Genomic DNA, 20284 nt, shown 5'->3' with positions numbered 1-20284 from the left:
CCCTGGCCCGTCGAGGCCCCGCGGACAAGGCGCACTCGCACACCGGAGCCCGAACGCGGAGTGGTGGCGGACGACTCGCTCCTACTCCGCGCTCCGGTCGGCATCCTTTGCCGCGCGGCCGTCCGGGCCCGCCGGTACGGGGCTGCTGTCTGCGGAGGTCTTCAGGAATGCCTCCCACCCCTGTTCGGGCTTCTGGCCCACCTTCAGCGTGCCGAGCGCGGCCAGCACCGCCGGGTCCTGGGCGTCCAGCCAGTCGGCCAGCTGCCGGAAGGAGACGCAGCGCACTTCCTTCCGCACACACACCGTCTTCACCGTCTCCTCGACCGCGCGCATGTAGGTACCACCGTTCCAGGATTCGAAGTGGTTGCCGATGATCAGCGGAGCACGATTGCCGTTGTAGGCGCGGTCGAACGCCTGTAGCAGGCCGTCCCGCATCTGATTTCCCCAGAAGGTGTGCTGCGCGGGGTCACCCTGTGTCGTTCCGGACTGGTTGAACATGAAGTTGTAATCCATCGAGAGGGTCTCGAAGGCGCGGCCGGGCACCGGAACCAACTGGAGAGGAAGGTCCCACAGGCCGTTCTTCTTCGTCGGCCAGACCTGGTTGCCGACCCCGCTGGAGTCGTAGCGGAAGCCCATCGTCCGCGCTGCGGCGACCATGTTCTTCTGGCCTTCGAGGCACGGAGTGCGCGCTCCGATCAGTTCCTTGTCGTAGTCGAAGGGCAACGGTGCTTCGTTCTTGAGCGCAGGGGCGTTCGTCTTCCAGTTCTTCACGAACGCCTTCGCCTGACTGATCTCGCTCTTCCACTCCTCGGCCGACCATGTGCCGACACCGCCGTCGGGACCGCAGAAGTGCCCGTTGAAGTGGGTGCCGATCTCGTTCCCGTCGAGCCATGCCGCGCGCAGCTCCGTCAGCGTGTCGCGGATTCCCTGGATGTCGTTGAAGCCGATGTCGGAACGGCCCACCGAGTGCTGCGGCGGATTGTAAAGCGCCTTCTTCCCCTCCGGCAGGAGATACACGCCGCTGAGGAAGTAGGTCATGTTCGCGTCGTACTTCTTCGCGACCTCGCGGAAGTGGGAGAAGAGCTTCTGGCTGTCTTCTCCCGCACCGTCCCAGGAGAACACCACGAACTGAGGCGGCTTCCGGCCCGGCTGCATCCGCTCGGCCACCGGCATCTTCGGCTGAGCCCCGGTGAACGCGGTCGACCCGTCACCGATGAGCCTGACCGCACCCTTGGGAGCCGCGGCCGGCGAGCGCTCCTCCGTGCCGGGGGCGGCCTTCTTGCCCGTTCCAGGACTGCCGGTGTCCGCGACCGAGCAACCCGCCAGGCTCGTGATCAGCGCAGCGGCCACAGCACCCACGGCAGCCCTCTTCGTGGCGGCCATCATCCGTCCACCCTCTTCCTCCGGAAATCGTGCGATTGCACTGCCCACACAGCGCGGTCAACCTCGCACGCAGATACGAAGAATCAGGACGGCAACTCTGATGAAAAGCTGCTTATTCACTTGAAAGGGTGAGTCCATCCGCTACTTGCTCGAAAACATGGACACCTCTCTTTACTCTGCATTACGATTCGTTTACCGAGAGTTGAGTTATCCCGCCGTTGCAAGCCAACCCACGGCCACGCGACCCCCCTTTCGGTGTTCGCGTCGCCCCGGAGGAGACGGGAATATGCCTACCTTCGATCCCACTCGAAATGACCGGCCATCCAGCCGATGGCGCCTTTCGCGGGCCTCCGGCGTCAAACGCCCTCACAGTCCGCCGCACGCCGGCCGCCGCTTCGGCGTATCGAACGCGGACCTCTCCGCATCAGTCACTGTCTTCCTGATCGCGGTGCCCATGTCGCTCGGCCTCGCCGTCGCCATGGACGCCCCGCTCGCGGCCGGACTGGTCTCCGCAGTCATCGGCGGAGTCGTCGTCGGCCTGCTGGGGGGATCACCTCTCCAGGTCAGCGGCCCGTCAGCCGGACTCACCGTGGTGACAGCCGAGTTGATCCAGCTCTACGGCTGGCGCACCACCTGTGCCATCACGGTCGGCGCCGGACTTCTGCAGATCCTCCTCGGATCGTTGAAAGCCGCCCGCAGCGCTCTCGCGGTCAGTCCGGCCATCGTGCACGGTGCGCTCGCCGGCATCGGCGTAGCCATCGCGCTCGCGCAGTTGCACATCGTGCTCGGCGGATCGCCGCAGAACTCGGCCCTCGACAACGCCCGGGCGCTCCCTGCCCAGTTCCAGCACTTCAGTCCGGCAGCTCCCGCGATCGGGATACTGACCATCACCCTGCTCATCCTCTGGCCACGGCTGCCCGGTCGTGCCGGGGCGGCACTGGGCCGGATTCCCGCCGCACTCGCCGCCGTCGCACTGGCAACAGCCGTAGCCGCTTTCGCCGCGCCCCATATCGCCCGGGTCGATCTGCCGTCCTGGCGCGCTCATGTACTGCCCGAACTGCCGCACGGCCCCGCAGCCGCCCTCGCCACCGCCGTGTTCACCGTCATGCTGGTGGCCAGTCTGGAGTCGCTGCTCGCCGCTGTGGCCGTGGACAAACTCACCGCGGGCCGGGCTGCGGCCCCGCCCGGGGACGGTTCCACCCCCTCGGCTCCCGTCGTCCGCTCGGACCTCGAGCGTGAACTGCGGGCACAGGGTGTGGCCAACTCGTTGGCGGGGCTGCTCGGAGGACTCCCTGTGTCCGGAGGAGCCGTGCGGAGTTCGGCCAACGTACGGGCGGGGGCCCGCAGCCGGGCGGCGACCGTGCTGCACGGTGTCTGGGTGCTGCTCGCCTCGCTGTTCCTGGTCACCGTGCTCGAATGGCTCCCGTTGGCGGCCCTGGCAGCACTGGTGATGATGGTCGGTGTCCAGATGGTCAACATCGCCCACATCCGTAACGTCCACCGGCACCGCGAGTTCCCCGTCTACGCGGCCACGATCCTCGGGGTGCTGCTGGCCGGCGTCCTCAAGGGTGTGGCGATCGGAATCGTCGTCGCGGTGGTTCTGGCCCTGCACCGCCTCGCTCACACACGAGTCACCGTGTCCGAGCGGGACGGCCGGTATGCGGTGACGGCTCGTGGGCAGCTCACGTTTCTGGCGGTCCCACGCCTCAGCCGGGCGCTCGGCCGGCTCCCCGACGGAGCCGACGTCACGGTCGAGCTGGACGGCTCCTTCATGGACCACGCCGCCTACGAGGCCATTCAGGACTGGCAGACCACGCAAACCGCTCTGGGCGGCAACATCGTGATCACCGGGCGTGCGGGAGGGCACATCGCCGAACCCGCGTCGGCTGCTCATTCCTGCTGCCGCCCCTGGACACCTTGGCGCAACCACCACTGCCACAGCGCGGATGCGGTCGGCGCCGACACCGTCACCGTCGTCCCCCTCGCCGCCGCTGCCCTCGCCCGCGAGGCCCCGGACTCACCGACCGTTCCCTCGACCTTCGCAGCCGAACGCCCGGGGGCCCACCGCCTGCTCAGCGGCCTCAGCTCCTTTCAGCGCACCACAGCGCCGCTGGTCCGTGAGGAGCTGGCACGGCTGGCTGCCGAAGGGCAACGGCCCTCCCAGCTGTTCATCACCTGTGCCGACTCGCGCCTGGTCACCAGCATGATCACCGCGAGCGGTCCGGGTGATCTCTTCACCGTCAGAAACGTGGGGAACCTCGTGCCACCACCGGAGACGGCGGAGGCATCGGGCGGAGACGATTCGGTGGCGGCTGCGATCGAGTACGCGGTGGACGTGCTGGAGGTGGAGTCCATCACCGTATGCGGCCACTCCGGGTGCGGTGCCATGCAGGCTCTCCTGAACGGTGCGCCGGACAGCCCCCGGACGCCGCTGTGGCGCTGGCTCCGGCACGGTTCGCCGAGCCTCCGCCGGATGAGATCACGCCACCATTCCTGGGCTCGTATCGCCGGCCGGCTGCCCACCGACGCGGTCGAGCAGCTCTGCCTGACCAACGTGGTCCAGCAGCTGGAGCACCTCAGAGCCCATGATTCGGTCGCACGCCGGGTCGCAGCGGGCACTCTGCAGCTGCACGGCATGTACTTCCACGTCGGAGAGGCCCAGGCGTACCTGCTGACAGAGGGAGCGAGTTCCGGCACCGGCCCCGATGAGGTATTCCTCCGGGTAGCTCCCCATGCTCCACCGGAGCATGCCGCTCCGTCACGGTCGGGCACCCTCCACGGGCAGACCGCCGGGTCCGGACCGGGCTCTGCTCCGTGGCCGGATTCCGGCACCGGCCCGGGCGCCGCGCCTGGGGGCGGACATGGCAAGAGTTCTCGATCCGATCCTCTCCAGCCGGCCTCCGACGCGTCGGTAGGCGCTTGAGCGGCCTGAACCTTCCGCACATCTGGTCCGTGAGACCTTGTGGTCCCGCTTTCGCGCCGCGCCATGCCGACGAGGAGGCGGGACACGTGCCCCCATACACGAAACACAGGTCTAAACCAATTCCGGGAAGACACTTGTCACCTGGCCTGCGGCCTGATGAGCTGTCCCCGGGACACAACGGACACCCTGGGAATGGGAGATGTCGTGAGCAACGAAAGCCTGGCCAATCTGCTCAAGGAGGAGCGGCGGTTCACACCGCCTGCCGATCTGGCCGCGAACGCCAACGTGACGGCAGAGGCGTACGAGCAGGCCGAGGCGGACCGGCTGGGCTTCTGGGCCGAGCAGGCCCGTCGCCTGACCTGGGCCACCGAGCCCACCGAAACGCTCGACTGGAGCAACCCGCCCTTCGCGAAGTGGTTCGCGGACGGTGAGCTCAACGTCGCGTACAACTGCGTGGACCGTCACGTCGAGGCGGGCAACGGCGACCGGGTCGCCATTCACTTCGAGGGCGAGCCCGGTGACAGCCGTGCCATCACCTACGCGGAGCTGAAGGACGAGGTCTCCCGTGCGGCCAACGCCCTGATCGAGCTCGGCGTCGGCAAGGGCGACCGGGTGGCCGTCTATCTGCCGATGATCCCCGAGGCCGCGATCGCGATGCTGGCCTGTGCCCGTATCGGGGCCGCACACTCGGTGGTCTTCGGCGGCTTCTCCGCCGATGCCATCGCCGCACGTATCCAGGACGCCGACGCCAAGGTCGTCATCACGGCCGACGGCGGATACCGCCGCGGCAAGCCGTCCGCCCTGAAGCCCGCCGTGGACGAGGCGGTGTCCCGGCTCACCGGGGTCGACCACGTCCTGGTCGTCCGGCGTACCGGGCAGGACACAGCGTGGACCGAGGGCCGGGACATCTGGTGGCACGAGATCACCGGCCGGCAGTCCGCAGAGCACACCGCCGAGGCCTTCGACGCGGAGAACCCGCTCTTCATCCTCTACACCTCGGGGACGACGGGTAAGCCGAAGGGGATCCTCCACACCTCCGGCGGGTACCTGACGCAGGCGGCCTACACGCACCACGCCGTTTTCGATCTCAAGCCCGAGACGGATGTGTACTGGTGCACCGCCGACATCGGCTGGGTGACGGGCCACTCGTACATCGTCTACGGGCCTCTGGCCAACGGCGCCACCCAGGTCATGTACGAGGGCACCCCTGACACCCCGCACCAGGGGCGCTTCTGGGAGATCGTCCAGAAGTACGGGGTCACGATCCTCTACACGGCGCCGACCGCGATCCGGACGTTCATGAAGTGGGGGGACGACATCCCCGCCAAGTTCGATCTGTCGTCGCTGCGCGTCCTCGGTTCCGTCGGTGAGCCGATCAACCCTGAGGCGTGGGTCTGGTATCGCAAGCACATCGGTGCCGACAAGTGCCCGGTCGTGGACACCTGGTGGCAGACCGAGACGGGCGCGATGATGATCGCGCCGCTCCCCGGCGTCACCGCCACCAAGCCCGGTTCGGCGCAGCGCGCGCTGCCCGGTATCTCCGCCACGGTCGTCGACGACGAAGCCCGTGCGGTGCCGAACGGCGGGGGCGGCTACCTGGTCCTGACCGAGCCGTGGCCCTCGATGCTGCGCACCATCTGGGGTGACGACCAGCGCTTCATCGACACCTACTGGTCCCGCTTCGAAGGTATGTACTTCGCGGGTGACGGTGCCAAGAAGGACGAGGACGGCGACATCTGGCTGCTGGGCCGTGTCGATGACGTCATGCTCGTGTCCGGGCACAACATCTCGACCACCGAGGTCGAGTCGGCCCTGGTGTCGCACCCGTCGGTCGCCGAGGCTGCCGTGGTGGGTGCCAACGACGAGACCACGGGCCAGGCGATCGTGGCCTTCGTGATCCTTCGGGGCACGGCCACGGCTTCCGAAGAGCTGGTCGCCGAGCTGCGCAACCACGTCGGTGCCACGCTCGGTCCGATCGCCAAGCCGAAGCGGGTACTGCCGGTCGCCGAGCTGCCGAAGACCCGCTCCGGCAAGATCATGCGGCGTCTGCTGCGGGATGTCGCCGAAAACCGTGAGCTGGGCGATGTCACCACGCTGACCGACTCGTCGGTCATGGACCTCATCCAGACACAGCTGCCTGCCTCTCCCTCCGAGGACTGAGCGCTCAGAACAGAAGGGGCATCCGGCGACGGGTGCCCCTTCGTGCTTGCCGGGCACGCGCGCGCCTTCGTGCCGGCGTATACGAGCACACCTCCGTGGCACCGGTCCGTGCTGCCGGGGCCTGGCCGCCGCCGGCCGGGAGTGGCACGAGCCGACGACCGCATACGCCGGGTGGGTATCCGCCCGGCACCGCGAGGTACCGCGCCTGTCTGCCGTCCGCGTGATCACGTGGTTCAGGGGGACCGGCACCTCGTCCCCCGGGAGGGCTCTCTTCCCTCGCCTCCGGCCCCGGCGTTCCCGTCAGGACCTGCACAGCGGCCGGGCTCCATCCGTACGAGCCGTAGAGACCCGCCCCGCGCTGCGCCCGGTCCCTGTCCCCCTGGCCCCTGGCCCCTGGCCCCTGGCAGCGGGCAGCGGGCAGCGGGCCCCTGGCAGCGGGCAGCGGGCAGCGGGCAGCGGGCAGCGGGCAGCGGGCAGCGTATCCAGTTACGGTTCCAGGTGCCCCGGGTAAAGTGGCCACTTCGCCGAGGGTGCTGGTCGACCCGACGCCGACAACCGCATACACATCTCCACAGGGGCGCCGGGAAGTCTGGTCGGCACGTGCATTTGCCATGCCATCGCTGCCGTATCCCTCCGGAGGTCTTCCTGTGGCCGCGCCCGTCCCCCCTGCCCCTCGCCGTTCCCTGCTGGGCCGCCTGCCCCTGCCCGAGCGCAACTACATCGCCGAGGCCCTCCGTACGGAGACGGTCGGCGGCGTCATCCTGCTGGTAGCCGCGATCGTCGCGCTGATCTGGGCCAACACCTTCGGTTCCGCCTACGCGGCCGTCAGTCACTTCCACTTCGGGCCCGAGGCCCTGGGGCTGCACCTTTCCGTGGCCCACTGGGCGGCCGACGGCCTGCTCGCCGTCTTCTTCTTCGTCGCCGGGGTCGAACTGAAGCGCGAACTGGTCGCGGGTGAGCTCCGTGACCCGAAGGCCGCGGCCCTGCCGGTGGCGGCCGCGCTGTGCGGCATGGCGGTGCCCGCGCTCGTCTACACCCTGACGATCCTGATCGGTGGGGGTTCGGCAGCGGGCTGGGCCGTTCCCACCGCCACCGACATCGCGTTCGCGCTGGCCGTACTCGCGGTCATCGGTACGTCGCTTCCCTCGGCGCTGCGCGCGTTCCTCCTGACGCTCGCCGTGGTCGACGACCTGTTCGCGATCCTCATCATCGCGGTCTTCTTCACCGACGACCTCGACTTCCTGGCCCTGGGCGGCGCCTTCGCGGGGCTCGCCGTCTTCTACGTACTGCTGCGCACGGGGGTGCGGGGCTGGTACGTCTATCTGCCGCTCGCCCTGGTCATCTGGGGCCTCATGTACAACAGCGGGGTCCATGCCACCATCGCCGGTGTGGCCATGGGGCTCATGCTCCGCTGCACCCGGCGCGAGGGAGAGGCGCACTCCCCGGGGGAGCACATCGAGCACCTCGTGCGTCCCCTGTCGGCCGGTGTCGCGGTTCCGCTGTTCGCCCTGTTCTCGGCCGGTGTGACACTCAAGGGCGACGCCCTGGCCGGTGTGTTCACCCGGCCCGAGACCCTCGGTGTGGTCCTCGGCCTGGTGGCCGGTAAGACGCTCGGCGTCTTCGGCGGCACCTGGGTCGTCGCGCGCTTCACCAGGGCCGAACTCAACAAGGACCTGGCCTGGGCCGATGTCTTCGCCGTCGCCGCACTCGCCGGCATCGGCTTCACCGTCTCGCTCCTCATCGGAGAACTCGCCTTCTCGGACGACGAGGGGATGATCAACGAAGTCAAGGCCGCGGTGCTGATGGGTTCGCTGATCGCCGCCGTACTCTCCGGTGTACTGCTGAAACTCCGGGTACGGAAGTACAAGGCGCTGTATGAGGCGGAGGAGCTCGACGAGGACGAGTCGGGGGTACCCGACGTCTACGAGCAGGACGACCCCGAGTACCACCGTCGTATGGCCGCCCTGCACGAGAAGAAGGCCGCCGAGCACCGACGCCTGGCCGAACAGGCGGGGGCAGCGCGCGACAAGCCGGACGGTCCGGCATGATCTGACATCGGATGTACGGATGAGGAGAGGGAGTCAGGGATGAGCGACCCCAGCAACTACCCGGGCAGCACCGACCGCAGTCTCGGTCAGCTGTTCGCGTCAGCCACGGCCGAGATGTCCGCGCTGGTGCACGACGAAATCGCCCTGGCCAAGGCCGAGATGCGCCAGGACGTGAAGCGCGGCGTGATCGGCAGCGCCTCGGCCGCCGTCGCCGGAGTACTGCTCCTCTTCTCGATCCCCGTGCTGAGCTTCGCGGCGGCCTACGGCATCCACAACCTCGGGCTCGGCCTCGCCTGGTCGTTCCTGATCGTCGGCGGAGCCTTCATTCTTCTGGGGGCCCTGATCTTCCTCTTCGGGCTCGCCAAGCTGAAGAAGGTCAAGCCGCCGGAGAAGTCCATCGCTTCCGCCAAGCAGACCGCCGCGGTCCTGCAGAGCGCCAAGCCCCACCCCCGGCCCGCCGTCGCGGTGGCGTCGCTCGAACGGAACCAGGGCAGCACGCTCCTGGACAAGGCCATCGAGAACCGCCCGGTCCAGGACAAGCCGGCATCTGTGACACGCTCGTCCACATGACCGACCCCGATTTCAGCGCATCCACCGGCCCGGCGGGACCCGTCGTGCCTCCGGGAGGCACCGGCGGTCCCGTACGGATCGAGGGTCCCTGGACCCACCGCGACGTGGCGGCCAACGGTGCGCGCTTCCACATCGCCGAACTCGGTGACGGACCGCTGGTGCTGCTGCTGCACGGCTTCCCGCAGTTCTGGTGGACCTGGCGCCACCAGCTGACCGCGTTGGCCGACGCCGGTTACCGGGCGGTGGCGATGGACCTGCGCGGGGTGGGCGGGAGCGACCGCACGCCCCGGGGCTACGACCCCGCCAACCTGGCGCTCGACGTCACCGGGGTGATCCGGTCGCTCGGCGAGCCGGACGCGGCGCTGGTCGGGCACGACATGGGCGGTTACCTCGCGTGGACGGCCGCCGTGATGCGGCCGAAGCTGGTGCGCCGGCTCGTGGTGTCGTCGATGCCGCACCCCCGCCGCTGGCGTTCCTCGATGCTCTCCGACCTGTCCCAGTCACGGGCCGGTTCACACATCTGGGGGTTCCAGCGTCCGTGGGTGCCCGAGCGTCAGCTGGTCGCGGACGACGGGGCTCTGGTGGGCCGCCTGATCCGCGACTGGTCAGGCCCCCGGACCCCGGACTTCCCCGACGACGGGACCCTGGAGGTCTACCGCCGGGCCATGTGCATCCCGTCGACGGCGCACTGCTCGGTCGAGCCGTACCGCTGGATGGTGCGTTCGCTGCTGCGTCCGGACGGTGTCCAGTTCAACCGCCGGATGAAACGGCCGGTGCGGGTGCCCACACTGCATCTGCACGGTTCACTCGATCCAGCGATGCGGACCCGTAGTTCCGCCGGGTCCGGAGAGTACGTCGAGGCACCCTACCGGTGGCGACTTTTCGACGGTCTGGGGCACTTCCCCCACGAGGAGGATCCGGTCGGCTTCTCGACCGAAGTCATCAACTGGCTCAAGGATCCCGAACCCGATCGGTGACCGCTGCGAACAGATGTCTGACGAACAGCCACTTGCCTGCCGCATAAGCCAATTGGCTGACTCCCGCACGATTACCGACCATGGGTCGGGGGCAGACGTCGGGGTATGGGCTGGACGCGCGACTTCAGTGACGCAGCACGCAACCGCCGCTCGACCGCTCCCGCTGGTCCGAGCATTCATGAGGGGGACGGCTCCCGGAGCCGGATGCACGAGATGAACGATTTCCACGATCCGCAGCTGGGCATTCCGCACATCCTCCACCGTCGGGCACGGTGGTTCTCGGCCCGCCTGAGGCATCCTCGCAGCTGATCAGGTTCCCGTCCGGCTCGGCACCGCCTTTGAGCAGGACCTCGTAGCGGCGGCCTCATGAGCCCCGCCTGCCACCCGCACCCACCCGGCTTTCCCGGAATCACGGGGCCGCCCCGGTCTCTCGCGTACCGGCACTGCGCGTCGCGGCGCCGGTACGCGCGGGTCCCCGGCACCGGTACGTGCGGGTGCGCCGCGCCGGGCCGGGGATGTGCCGGGACGGGGTCAGAGGGCGCAGCCCTCGCTGTCGACCTGCTGGGCGGCGTTCCTGCCGAGCTCGATGTCCTCGCGGATCTCGTCGGCCGTCAGCGCGTAACCCGTGTCCGGGTCGTCGAGGGACTTGGCGAACACCACGCCGTACACCTTGCCCTCGGGGGTGAGCAGCGGGCCGCCCGAGTTCCCCTGGCGCACGGTCGCGAACAGCGAGTACACGTCGCGCCGCACCGTGCCCCGGTGGTAGATGTCCGGGCCGTCGGCGTCGATGCGGCCCCGGATGCGGGCGGAACGTACGTCGTAGGCGCCGTTCTCCGGGAAGCCGGCGACGATGGCACTGTCGCCGCTCTCCGCGTCGTCGTCGGCCCCGGTGAACTCCAACGGCTTCGCGTCCAGGTCCGGGACGTCCAGTACGGCGATGTCACGCTGCCAGTCGTAGAGGACGACCTTGGCGTCGTAGAGCCGGCCTTCGCCGCCGATCTGGACGGTCGGCTCGTCGACGCCCCCGACCACGTGGGCGTTGGTCATGATGCGCCGGTCGGAGAAGACGAAGCCGGTGCCTTCGAGTACCTTGCCGCAGCCCGGTGCCATGCCGACGACCTTCACGATGGACTTCTTCGCGCGGGCCGCGACGGGGCTGCCCGCCAGAGCCGGGTCCGGTGCCCGCACCTCGGTGATGGGTTCGTTGGCGAAGGGGCTGAAGACCTGGGGGAAGCCGTTCTGGGCGAGGACCGAGGAGAAGTCCGTGAACCAGTTGGACGCCTGGTCCGGCATGACCCGGGAGACCCCGAGCAGCACCGAGGAGTTGCGGACCGCCTTGCCCAGGGTCGGCAGGGACGTGCCCGCGAGCGCCGAGCCGATCAGCCAGGCGACCAGCAGCATGGCGACGACGTTGACCAGGGCGCCCCCGGTGGCGTCCAGGGCGCGGGCGGGCGACCACGTGATGTACCGGCGGAGCTTGTTGCCCAGATGCGTGGTGAAGGCCTGTCCCACGGAGGCGCACACGATCACGATCACCACCGCGACCACGGCGGCCGTGGAAGACACCTCCGACCCGTCGGTCATCCGGTCCCAGATGACCGGAAGCAGGTAGACGGCCACCAGACCGCCGCCCAGAAAGCCGATCACGGACAGGATGCCGACCACGAAACCCTGGCGATAGCCGATGACCGCGAACCATACGGCGCCGAGCAGCAGCAGGATGTCCAGCACGTTCACCGTCTATAGCCTCGCAGAATCGTCACCTGGCCCGTCCGGTCCGACGGGGTCCGGGCCGGACCCCGGAACAGCGCAGCACGGAAGTCAGCCTGTCATGCGCGCCAGTCGAGCGGCACCTGCTTGGCCCGGTCCCAGGGGCGTTCCCATCCCGCGTAGTGCATGATGCGGTCGATCACACCGGCGGTGAACCCCCAGACCAGTGCGGATTCGACCAGGAACGCCGGGCCCGCGTGGCCGCTGGGGTGAACGGCCGTGGCCCGGTTCGCCGGGTCCGTGAGATCCGCCACGGGGACGGTGAAGACCCGTGCGGTCTCCGCCGGATCGACCGCCCCCACCGGGCTCGGCACACGCCACCAGCCGAGGACGGGGGTGACGACGAATCCGCTGACCGGGATGTACAGCCTGGGGAGCACGCCGAAGAGCTGCACACCGCTCGGGTCGAGACCGGTCTCCTCCTCGGCCTCCCTCAGAGCCGCCCGGAGCGGTCCCGTGGTCGCGGGGTCGCCGTCCTCCGGGTCGAGTGAGCCCCCGGGGAACGACGGCTGGCCGGCGTGGGAGCGCAGGGAGCCGGAACGCTCCATCAGCAGCAGCTCGGGCCCGCGCTCACCCTCGCCGAAGAGGACCAGCACGGCGGACTGCCGGCCCTCACCGCTCTTCGGCGGCAGGAAACGGCTGAGCTGCCGCGCCCTGACGGTCCGCGCCGCCTCGGCGACGGGACCGAGCCAGTCCGGCATCCCTTCGGTGGTGACGGTGATCGCGCTGTCCTGCTGCGCGCCCGCCTGTGCGGTGGCCGCGTCCCCCGCGGCCCGTGTCCTCTGTGCGTGCGTCATCGGCACCCCCGTCGTTCCAACGCCTGCCCTCATCCATTTCGTTCCGTACCGCGCCATCGGTCCGGAGCCACGGCTCCTGCGGCTCCCGGGAAGGAGCGGTTCCCGCGGCGCCCCGGGAGGCAGCGGTTCCGCTCAGGCGGTCCCCAGGGGCGGGGCCGGCCGCCCCGGGTAGTCCGGGGGCGGGCTGAGGCGCTGGCCCGGGTAGCCGCCCAGCTCGTACTTCAGCAGCTTTCCGGCCTTCTCCGGATCCGTCTCCCCCTCCCCGTACGCCGGGCAGAGCGGGGCGATCGGGCAGGCACCGCAGGCCGGTCTGCGGGCATGGCAGATACGGCGGCCGTGGAAGACGACCCGGTGGGAGAGCATCGTCCACTCGCTCTTGGGGAAGATCGCGGCGACGTCGGCCTCCACCTTCACCGGGTCCTCCTGCACGGTCCACTTCCAGCGGCGGACGAGCCGCCCGAAGTGGGTGTCCACCGTGATGCCGGGGACCCCGAACGCGTTGCCCAGGACGACGTTGGCGGTCTTGCGGCCCACCCCGGGCAGTGTCACCAGGGCGTCGAGCCGGCCGGGGACCTCCCCGCCGAAATCGTCACGGAGCGAGGCCGACAGACCGATCAGGGACCGTGCCTTGGCCCGGAAGAACCCGGTCGGACGGATGATCGCCTCCAGCTCCTCAGGGACCGCGGCGGCCATGTCCTCGGGGGTGGGATAAGCGGCGAAGAGCGCGGGGGTGGTCTGGTTGACCCGCAGGTCGGTGGTCTGGGCGGACAGCACCGTCGCCACGAGGAGTTCGAAGGGATTACGGAAGTCGAGCTCGGGGTGGGCGTACGGGTAGATCTCGGCGAGCTCCCGGTTGATCCTGCGGGCCCGGCGCACCATCGCGAGGTGGGTCTCCGGCTTTCCCGGCTTCTTCGCGGATGCGGCCCCTCCCGCCTTCTTCGCGGGTGCGGCATCTCCAGGCTTCTTCACCGGTGCGGCCGTCCGCCGCGCCCCGGCCTTCGGCGCCGTGTTCCGGCCGGTCCGCTCCGAGGCGCCCCGCGCTCGGCCGGAGTCGTCGGCGGCCTTCTTCCGGCGCCCTGCGGACTGTTCGCCCACAGCGGAATTCACTTCTTCGGACACCCCATCAGCCCCCTTGGACCTGCGCACTCACCGGCGTTTCGGACACCCGGCCAGCCTAGGGCCAGGCACCGGCATCCGGGCCGGTCACCGCGTTCCCCCGCCCGATCGGCCCCCCTGCCGTAGGGTCCGGCACGCCCGTGCGTCAAACTGGTTTGTGATTGATCGCACTGTTTTACCGTCCTGCATCATGGGGACCACGCTTCCCTGAACAGGCCGACAAGGAGAGAACTCGTGGACGACGTTCTGCGGCGCGCCCCGCTTTTCGCGGCGCTCGATGACGAACAGGCCGCGGAGCTCCGCGCCTCGATGAGTGAAGTGACCCTCGCGCGCGGTGACGCGCTGTTCCACGAGGGAGACCCGGGGGACCGGCTGTACGTGGTCACCGACGGGAAGGTGAAGCTGCACCGCACCTCCCCCGACGGGCGGGAGAACATGCTGGCCGTCCTCGGCCCCGGTGAGCTGATCGGCGAGCTGTCGCTGTTCGACCCGGGCCCGCGCACCGCCACCGCGACCGCCCTGACCGAGGTGAAGCTCCTGGGCCTGGGCCACGGAGACCTCCAGCCCTGGCTGAACGCCCGCCCCGAGGTCGCGACCGCGCTGCTGCGCGCCGTCGCCCGTCGGCTCCGCAAGACCAACGACCAGATGTCCGACCTGGTCTTCTCCGATGTGCCGGGCCGTGTCGCCCGTGCGCTCCTGGATCTGTCGCGCCGCTTCGGCGTCCAGTCCGAGGAGGGCATCCACGTCGTCCACGACCTGACCCAGGAAGAGCTGGCCCAGCTGGTCGGCGCCTCCCGCGAGACGGTCAACAAGGCGCTCGCCGACTTCGCGGGCCGGGGCTGGCTGCGGCTCGAAGCGCGCGCGGTGATCCTCCTGGACGTCGAGCGGCTGGCCAAGCGGTCCCGCTGACCACCCGGCGGGCAGCGGTCGGAACCGGCTCGGCCGGAGACGGAGGAAACGGTTCGCTCCGGGGCTCCGCCACCCGTACGCAGTCGTCGAGAGGCCCTGCCGCCGGGAGCGGCGGGGCCTCTCGTCCGTTCCGCGTCCTGTCATCGGGACAGGATCACTGGATCAGCCCTCGCTCGGTCAGGTATTCGAGCTGGGCCCGCACCGACAGTTCCGCCGCAGGCCACAGCGAACGGTCCACATCGGCGTAGACCGCCGCGACGACCTCTGCCGGGGTGCGGTGTCCGGCCTCCACGGCCGTCTCCACCTGGGCGATCCGGTGGGCCCGGTGGGCGAGGTAGAACTCCACCGCCCCCTGGGCGTCCTCCAGCACCGGGCCGTGCCCCGGGAGCACGGTGCGCACGCCGTCGTCGACGGTCAGGGAGCGCAGCCTGCGGAGTGTGTCGAGGTATTCGCCGAGCCGCCCGTCCGGGTGGGCGACGACCGTCGTACCGCGCCCGAGGATCGTGTCCCCCGTCAGAACGGCCCGGTCGGCGGGCAGGTGGAAGGAGAGCGAGTCCGCGGTGTGGCCCGGGGTCGGCACGACCCGGAGTTCCAGGCCGCCCGTGGTGATCACGTCACCCGCCGACAGGCCCTCGTCCCCCAGGCGCAGCGCCGCGTCCAGGGCCCGCACCTTCGTGCGGGTGAGCTCGGCGAACCTGGCCGCGCCCTCCGCGTGGTCGGGGTGACCGTGGGTCAGCAGCGTCAGTGCGACACGTTTCCCGGCCCGCTCCGCCATGTCGATGACGGCCCGCAGATGCCTGTCGTCCAGCGGGCCCGGATCGATCACGACCGCGAGGCCGGAATCCGGTTCCGCGACGATCCACGTGTTGGTACCGTCCAGGGTCATCGCCGAGGCGTTGGGCGCGAGCACGTTGACCGTACGGGCGGTGGCGGGCCCGGACAGGACCACGTCACGGGGCTGGCCGGGAAGGGCCGCGGCGTCACTCATGCCCGGCCACCGCCCGCGCCCTCGCCGCCGACCGCACCGTCCGCGCCCTCGCCACCATCCGCACCGCCCGTGCCCCCGCCACCGTCCGTACGGGAGACACCGCCGACTGCGGTGGGGGTGGCAGGGATGTGCTGGGTGAACTCCTCGTGGCCCGGCCAGCTCAGCACCAGGCCGTCGCCCTCCAGCCGGGCCTCCGCGAGCACCGGAGTGAGGCCCGGGGCCTCTGCCGCGGCCCTCAGTGCCCCGGCGGCGGTCCCATGAGGCAGGAGCGTCCGCAAGGTGGCCACGGTCGGCGGCATCATCAGCAGCTCGCCCCGGTCGTACCCCGCGAGTGCCGCGTCCGGACGGATCCACACCGTGCGGTCGGCCTCGGTCGAGGCGTTCCGGGTGCGCTGGCCCTCCGGGAGGGCCGCGACGAAGAACCAGGTGTCGTACCGGCGCGGCTCGAACTCCGGGGTGATCCAGCGCGCCCATGCCCCCAGCAGGTCGGAGCGCAGTACCAGGTCCCTCCGGTCGAGGAACTCGGCGAAGGACAGCTTCCGGTCCACGAGTGCCTGGCGGTCTGCCTCCCAGTCGGCGCCGGTGGTGTCGCCGACCACCGAATCGGCCGTGGGCCCGGCGAGCAGCACGCCCGCCTCCTCGTACGTCTCGCGTACCGCGGCGCAGACGACGGCCTGGGCCCCGGCGGCCGTCCGGAGACCCAGCCGGGCCGCCCAGGTCTCCAGGGACGGACCGGACCACCGCACGCAACGGTCGTCGTCACGCGGATCGACACCACCGCCCGGATAGGCGTACATGCCCGCGGCGAAGGCCATCGAGGTGCGTCGGCGGAGCATGTACACGACGGGCCCCGCCCCGGCCGCGTCCGGTGCGCCGTCCCGCAGCAGCATGACGGTGGCCGCCCGCCGGGGCGTCACGGCCGTCAGCTCACCGCTGGCGAGGGCCCTGATACGGGCGGGCCATTCCGGGGGGTACCACTGACCGTTGGACATGGCCGGAGGCTATCCGGAACCGAGACGATGTTCGAGAGGCCCCGGGAACCGTCCGGGGTCCCGCACCACGGCCCGTACACACCGGCCCGTGCACACAGGTCCGTACGCACCCGGTCCCGCCCGGTCGGGTGGACCGGACGGGACCGGGCCGGAACGGCTGCTCAGTCCTCGGTCAGCTCGACCTGGATCTCGATCTCCACCGGCGCGTCCAGGGGCAGCACCGCGACGCCCACCGCGCTGCGCGCGTGCACGCCCTTGTCGCCCAGCACCGCGCCGAGCAGTTCGCTCGCGCCGTTGACCACGCCGGGCTGTCCGGTGAAGTCGGCGGCGGAGGCGACGAAGCCCACGACCTTCACGACCCGGGCGATCCGGTCCAGGTCGCCGACGGCCGACTTCACGGCCGCGAGGGCGTTCAGCGCGCAGGTCCCGGCCAGTTCCCTGGCCTCGTCCGGCGTCACCTCCGCGCCGACCTTCCCGGTCACCGCGAGCCGGCCGTCCACCATGGGGAGCTGGCCGGAGGTGTACACGTACACCCCGGACCGCACGGCCGGCTGATACGTCGCGAGCGGCGGGACGACGTCCGGGAGCGTCAGGCCCAGCTCGGCGAGCCGGGCCTCGACGGCGCCCGCCACTACGCCTTCTCCCGCTTCAGGTAGGCCACGAGCTGCTCGGGGTTGTTCGGGCCGGGAACGACCTGGACCAGCTCCCAGCCGTCCTCGCCCCAGGTGTCCAGAATCTGCTTGGTCGCGTGCACGAGAAGGGGCACGGTCGCGTATTCCCACTTGGTCATGGGCCGACTGTAATGCCTGGCATACACGGCCTCGTGCGTAGCCCGGCCACCGACTGGTTAGGCTCGAAGGTGTGAGCAGGTTCCAGGTCGTCAGCGGCAAGGGCGGTACCGGTAAGACCACGGTCGCCGCCGCCCTCGCGCTCGCCCTCGCGACCGAGGGCAGGCGCACCCTCCTCGTCGAGGTCGAGGGCCGGCAGGGCATCGCCCAGCTGTTCGAGTCCGAAGCCCTTCCCTACGAGGAACGCAGGATCGCCGTGGCGCCGGGGGGCGGTGAGGTCCACGCGCTGGCCATCGACGCCGAGCTCGCCCTCCTCGACTACCTCCAGATGTTCTACAAGCTGGGCAGCGCGGGCCGGGCCCTGAAGAAGCTCGGCGCGATCGACTTCGCCACCACCGTGGCGCCCGGTGTCCGGGACGTGCTGCTCACCGGCAAGGCCTGCGAGGCGGTACGCCGCAAGGACAGGCAGGGCAGGTTCGTCTACGACTACGTGATCATGGACGCCCCGCCGACCGGCCGCATCACCCGCTTCCTCAACGTCAACGACGAGGTGGCGGGCCTGGCCCGGATAGGCCCCATACACAACCAGGCGCAGGCCGTCATGCGGGTCCTGAAGTCCCCCGAGACGGCGGTGCACCTGGTGACACTGCTGGAGGAGATGCCGGTCCAGGAGACCGCCGACGGCATCGCCGAGCTGCGGGCGGCCGGTCTGCCCGTCGGCCGGGTGGTGGTGAACATGGTCCGGCCCCATCTGCTGGACGAGGAAGCGCTGCGTACGGCTTCGGGCGGCCGGCGCGGGGAGATCGGCAAGGCCCTGACCCGGGCGGGGGTGAAGGGGGCGGCGTCCCTGGTCCGGCCCCTGGTCGAGCAGGCCGCCGAGCACGCCCGGCGAGTGGAGCTCGAACGCGGACAGCGCGCGGTGCTGGCCGGTCTCGGCCTGCCCACCGCCGAACTCCCGCTGATGGGCGAGGGGGTGAGCCTCTCCGCGCTGTACGAGATGGCGACGGAGTTCCGCAAGCAGGGCATGGGCGACGGGTCCGTGGACGAGGCCGTACAAGGGGCCGGGGAACCCGGACGGCGGACCGGAGGCGGCCCGGGGGACGGCGGGCACCAGGACGGCACCCGGAGCGGCGGCCCGGGACGAGGGGCGGGTTCATGACACCGGGCACCAGCAGCACGCACACCGGCGCCGTACCGCGCCCCGGCACCGACGGCACGCCCCGTCCGGACACCGGCCCCACGCCTCGTCTGGACACCGACGCGCTCCTGGACGATCCCGGGATCCGGATCGTCGTGTGCTGCGGCTCGGGCGGTGTGGGCAAGACCACGACCGCGGCGGCACTGGGCGTACGGGCGGCCGAGCGCGGCCGCAGGGTCGTGGTCCTCACCATCGACCCGGCCCGACGGCTCGCCCAGTCCATGGGCATCGACCAGCTGGACAACGTCCCCCGCCGGGTCGAGGGCATCGAGGGCGACGGCGAACTGCACGCCATGATGCTGGACATGAAGCGCACCTTCGACGAGACGGTCGAAGCGCACACGGACGCCGAGCGGGCCCGGGCGATCATGGAGAACCCCTTCTACCAGTCCCTGTCGGCCGGTTTCGCCGGCACCCAGGAGTACATGGCGATGGAGAAGCTGGGCCAGCTGAGGGCCCGCGACGAGTGGGACCTGATCGTCGTCGACACCCCGCCCTCACGCTCGGCGCTGGACTTCCTGGACGCGCCGAAACGTCTCGGCTCCTTCCTGGACGGGAAGTTCATCCGGCTGCTCATCGCCCCCGCGAAGATCGGCGGGCGGGCGGGGATGAAGTTCCTCAACGTCGGCATGTCGATGATGACCGGCACGCTGGGGAAACTGCTCGGCGGCCAGTTCCTGCGGGACGTCCAGACGTTCGTCGCGGCGATGGACTCCATGTTCGGAGGGTTCCGGACCCGGGCCGACGCGACGTACCAGCTCCTCCAGGCCCCCGGGACGGCCTTCCTCGTGGTGGCGACACCGGAGCGGGACGCGTTGCGCGAGGCCGCGTACTTCGTGGAGCGGCTCGCCACGGAGCGGATGCCACTGGCCGGCCTCGTACTGAACCGGGTGCACGGCAGCGGGGCCGCCCGCCTCTCCGCGGAACGGGCCCTGGCCGCCGCGGAAAATCTTGAGGGCTCCGGCATTGTGGATCAGCCGGCCGGGAAGGCTGGCCCATGTGCGGGCCCCGCGGACCTCACCTCTCCCGAGTCCGCCGGAGCCCCCGAGCCCCGCGAATCCCCCGGATCACCGCTCTCCCCCGAGCACTCCCACGAACCGTCCCCCGGCCGCACCCCGCGCGGGCGCGGGGCCGCCGAGCCGCGGCCCCAGGCACCGCCCGGTCCGGCGCGTACAGCAGCCGGTGACCCCGCACGAGAGGACATGACGGAAGAACCGGCCGACAGCGCGACTCCGGCCGGTACGGCGCTTCCTGACGGAGCGTCGGACGTATCGGTCGAGCAGCTCACAGCGGGCCTGTTGCGCCTGCACGCCGAACGCATGCAGGTCGTCGCGCGCGAACAGCGCACGCGTGACGGCTTCACCGCGCGCCATCCCGAGGTGCCGGTGACCGCGGTGGACGCGCTGCCCGGAGACGTGCACGACCTGTCGGGCCTGCGCGCCGTCGGAGAACGGCTCGCGACCGGCAGCGCCTGACGCCGGTCCGCCGCGCACCGCGGCTCCGGCGCCGTCCGCACAACCGGGAGCGCGCGCTCACCGGCGCCGGGTGCCTTCGGCGCGGGCCGGGGGCTCCCCCGTCAACCCTGGTGGAAACCCTGGCAGATCGGCGCGCGGAGTCGGACGCGGCGTCGCCCCGAGGCGGAGGACGGCGGCTCGTCACAAGGCG

Annotated in this window: 17 protein-coding genes; 9 read left to right on the top strand and 8 right to left on the bottom strand. The window is 70.5% G+C overall.

Going from position 1 to position 20284, the window contains the following annotated elements:
• Window positions 1-81 precede the first annotated feature (81 nt).
• Window positions 82-1386: a polysaccharide deacetylase family protein gene (locus CP967_RS18580; RefSeq protein ID WP_150489051.1), complete on the bottom strand. Its 1305-nt coding sequence runs from the start codon at window positions 1384-1386 to the stop codon at window positions 82-84.
• Between the two features lie 283 nt (window positions 1387-1669).
• Here CP967_RS18580 and CP967_RS18575 point away from each other — a divergent pair, with 283 nt between their 5' ends.
• The 6 genes from CP967_RS18575 to CP967_RS34705 all read left to right on the top strand — a co-directional run bounded on the left by CP967_RS18575 (window position 1670) and on the right by CP967_RS34705 (window position 10370).
• Entirely contained in the window at window positions 1670-4306 is a 2637-nt protein-coding gene (locus CP967_RS18575; RefSeq protein WP_150489050.1) for a bifunctional SulP family inorganic anion transporter/carbonic anhydrase, read from the top strand.
• A 192-nt stretch (window positions 4307-4498) separates the two neighbouring features.
• Window positions 4499-6466, top strand: a complete 1968-nt coding sequence (gene acs, locus CP967_RS18570) for an acetate--CoA ligase (protein WP_150489049.1) — start codon at window positions 4499-4501, stop codon at window positions 6464-6466.
• A gap of 611 nt (window positions 6467-7077) precedes the next feature.
• The gene (gene nhaA / locus CP967_RS18565; protein ID WP_150489048.1) at window positions 7078-8514 is read left to right on the top strand and encodes a Na+/H+ antiporter NhaA; all 1437 of its coding nucleotides are present in this window, start codon (window positions 7078-7080) and stop codon (window positions 8512-8514) included.
• A gap of 39 nt (window positions 8515-8553) precedes the next feature.
• A complete protein-coding gene (locus CP967_RS18560; RefSeq protein ID WP_150489047.1) occupies window positions 8554-9084 on the top strand; it encodes a phage holin family protein in 531 nt (176 codons plus the stop codon).
• Window positions 9081-10061, top strand: a complete 981-nt coding sequence (locus tag CP967_RS18555; protein WP_150489046.1) for an alpha/beta fold hydrolase — start codon at window positions 9081-9083, stop codon at window positions 10059-10061. The genes CP967_RS18560 and CP967_RS18555 overlap by 4 nt, the downstream gene beginning before the upstream one ends.
• A gap of 105 nt (window positions 10062-10166) precedes the next feature.
• A complete protein-coding gene (locus tag CP967_RS34705; protein ID WP_150489045.1) occupies window positions 10167-10370 on the top strand; it encodes a hypothetical protein in 204 nt (67 codons plus the stop codon).
• A gap of 222 nt (window positions 10371-10592) precedes the next feature.
• Here CP967_RS34705 and CP967_RS18545 read toward each other — a convergent pair whose 3' ends face one another.
• The 3 genes from CP967_RS18545 to nth all read right to left on the bottom strand — a co-directional run bounded on the left by CP967_RS18545 (window position 10593) and on the right by nth (window position 13597).
• Window positions 10593-11798 (bottom strand): MarP family serine protease, encoded by a 1206-nt coding sequence (locus CP967_RS18545; protein ID WP_150489044.1) that lies wholly within the window; start codon window positions 11796-11798, stop codon window positions 10593-10595.
• Window positions 11799-11890: 92 nt separating this feature from the next.
• Complete coding sequence (locus CP967_RS18540; RefSeq protein WP_150489043.1) at window positions 11891-12628, bottom strand: NUDIX hydrolase; 738 nt, start codon at window positions 12626-12628, stop codon at window positions 11891-11893.
• 132 nt (window positions 12629-12760) lie between these two features.
• Window positions 12761-13597 (bottom strand): endonuclease III, encoded by an 837-nt coding sequence (gene nth, locus CP967_RS18535; protein WP_373300448.1) that lies wholly within the window; start codon window positions 13595-13597, stop codon window positions 12761-12763.
• Between the two features lie 381 nt (window positions 13598-13978).
• On the opposite strand from nth, the gene CP967_RS18530 reads away from it, so the two are divergent.
• Complete coding sequence (locus tag CP967_RS18530) at window positions 13979-14653, top strand: Crp/Fnr family transcriptional regulator (RefSeq protein WP_150489041.1); 675 nt, start codon at window positions 13979-13981, stop codon at window positions 14651-14653.
• A gap of 154 nt (window positions 14654-14807) precedes the next feature.
• On the opposite strand, the gene CP967_RS18525 is transcribed toward CP967_RS18530, so the two are convergent.
• The 4 genes from CP967_RS18525 to sp36 all read right to left on the bottom strand — a co-directional run bounded on the left by CP967_RS18525 (window position 14808) and on the right by sp36 (window position 17423).
• Entirely contained in the window at window positions 14808-15641 is an 834-nt protein-coding gene (locus CP967_RS18525) for an MBL fold metallo-hydrolase (protein WP_150489040.1), read from the bottom strand.
• Window positions 15638-16633 carry an NUDIX hydrolase gene (locus CP967_RS18520; protein WP_150489039.1) on the bottom strand — a complete coding sequence of 332 codons (996 nt, stop codon included), beginning with the start codon at window positions 16631-16633 and terminating at the stop codon, window positions 15638-15640. The genes CP967_RS18525 and CP967_RS18520 overlap by 4 nt, the downstream gene beginning before the upstream one ends.
• A gap of 161 nt (window positions 16634-16794) precedes the next feature.
• Entirely contained in the window at window positions 16795-17265 is a 471-nt protein-coding gene (locus CP967_RS18515; protein WP_150489038.1) for a RidA family protein, read from the bottom strand.
• Window positions 17265-17423, bottom strand: a complete 159-nt coding sequence (gene sp36, locus CP967_RS18510; protein WP_003967454.1) for a Sp36 family protein — start codon at window positions 17421-17423, stop codon at window positions 17265-17267. Before sp36 ends, CP967_RS18515 begins: the two co-directional genes overlap by 1 nt.
• Before the next feature lie 71 nt (window positions 17424-17494).
• On the opposite strand from sp36, the gene bagA reads away from it, so the two are divergent.
• Complete coding sequence (bagA, locus tag CP967_RS18505; protein WP_229888634.1) at window positions 17495-18580, top strand: ATPase BagA; 1086 nt, start codon at window positions 17495-17497, stop codon at window positions 18578-18580.
• Window positions 18577-20094, top strand: coding sequence for an ATPase BagB (bagB, locus tag CP967_RS18500; RefSeq protein WP_229888633.1), 1518 nt, complete (start codon window positions 18577-18579; stop codon window positions 20092-20094). The genes bagA and bagB overlap by 4 nt, the downstream gene beginning before the upstream one ends.
• Window positions 20095-20284 lie beyond the last annotated feature (190 nt).

This window comes from Streptomyces nitrosporeus, assembly GCF_008704555.1.
Taxonomy (GTDB): domain Bacteria; phylum Actinomycetota; class Actinomycetes; order Streptomycetales; family Streptomycetaceae; genus Streptomyces; species Streptomyces nitrosporeus.
This window is presented reverse-complemented; position numbering and strand designations above follow the sequence as displayed.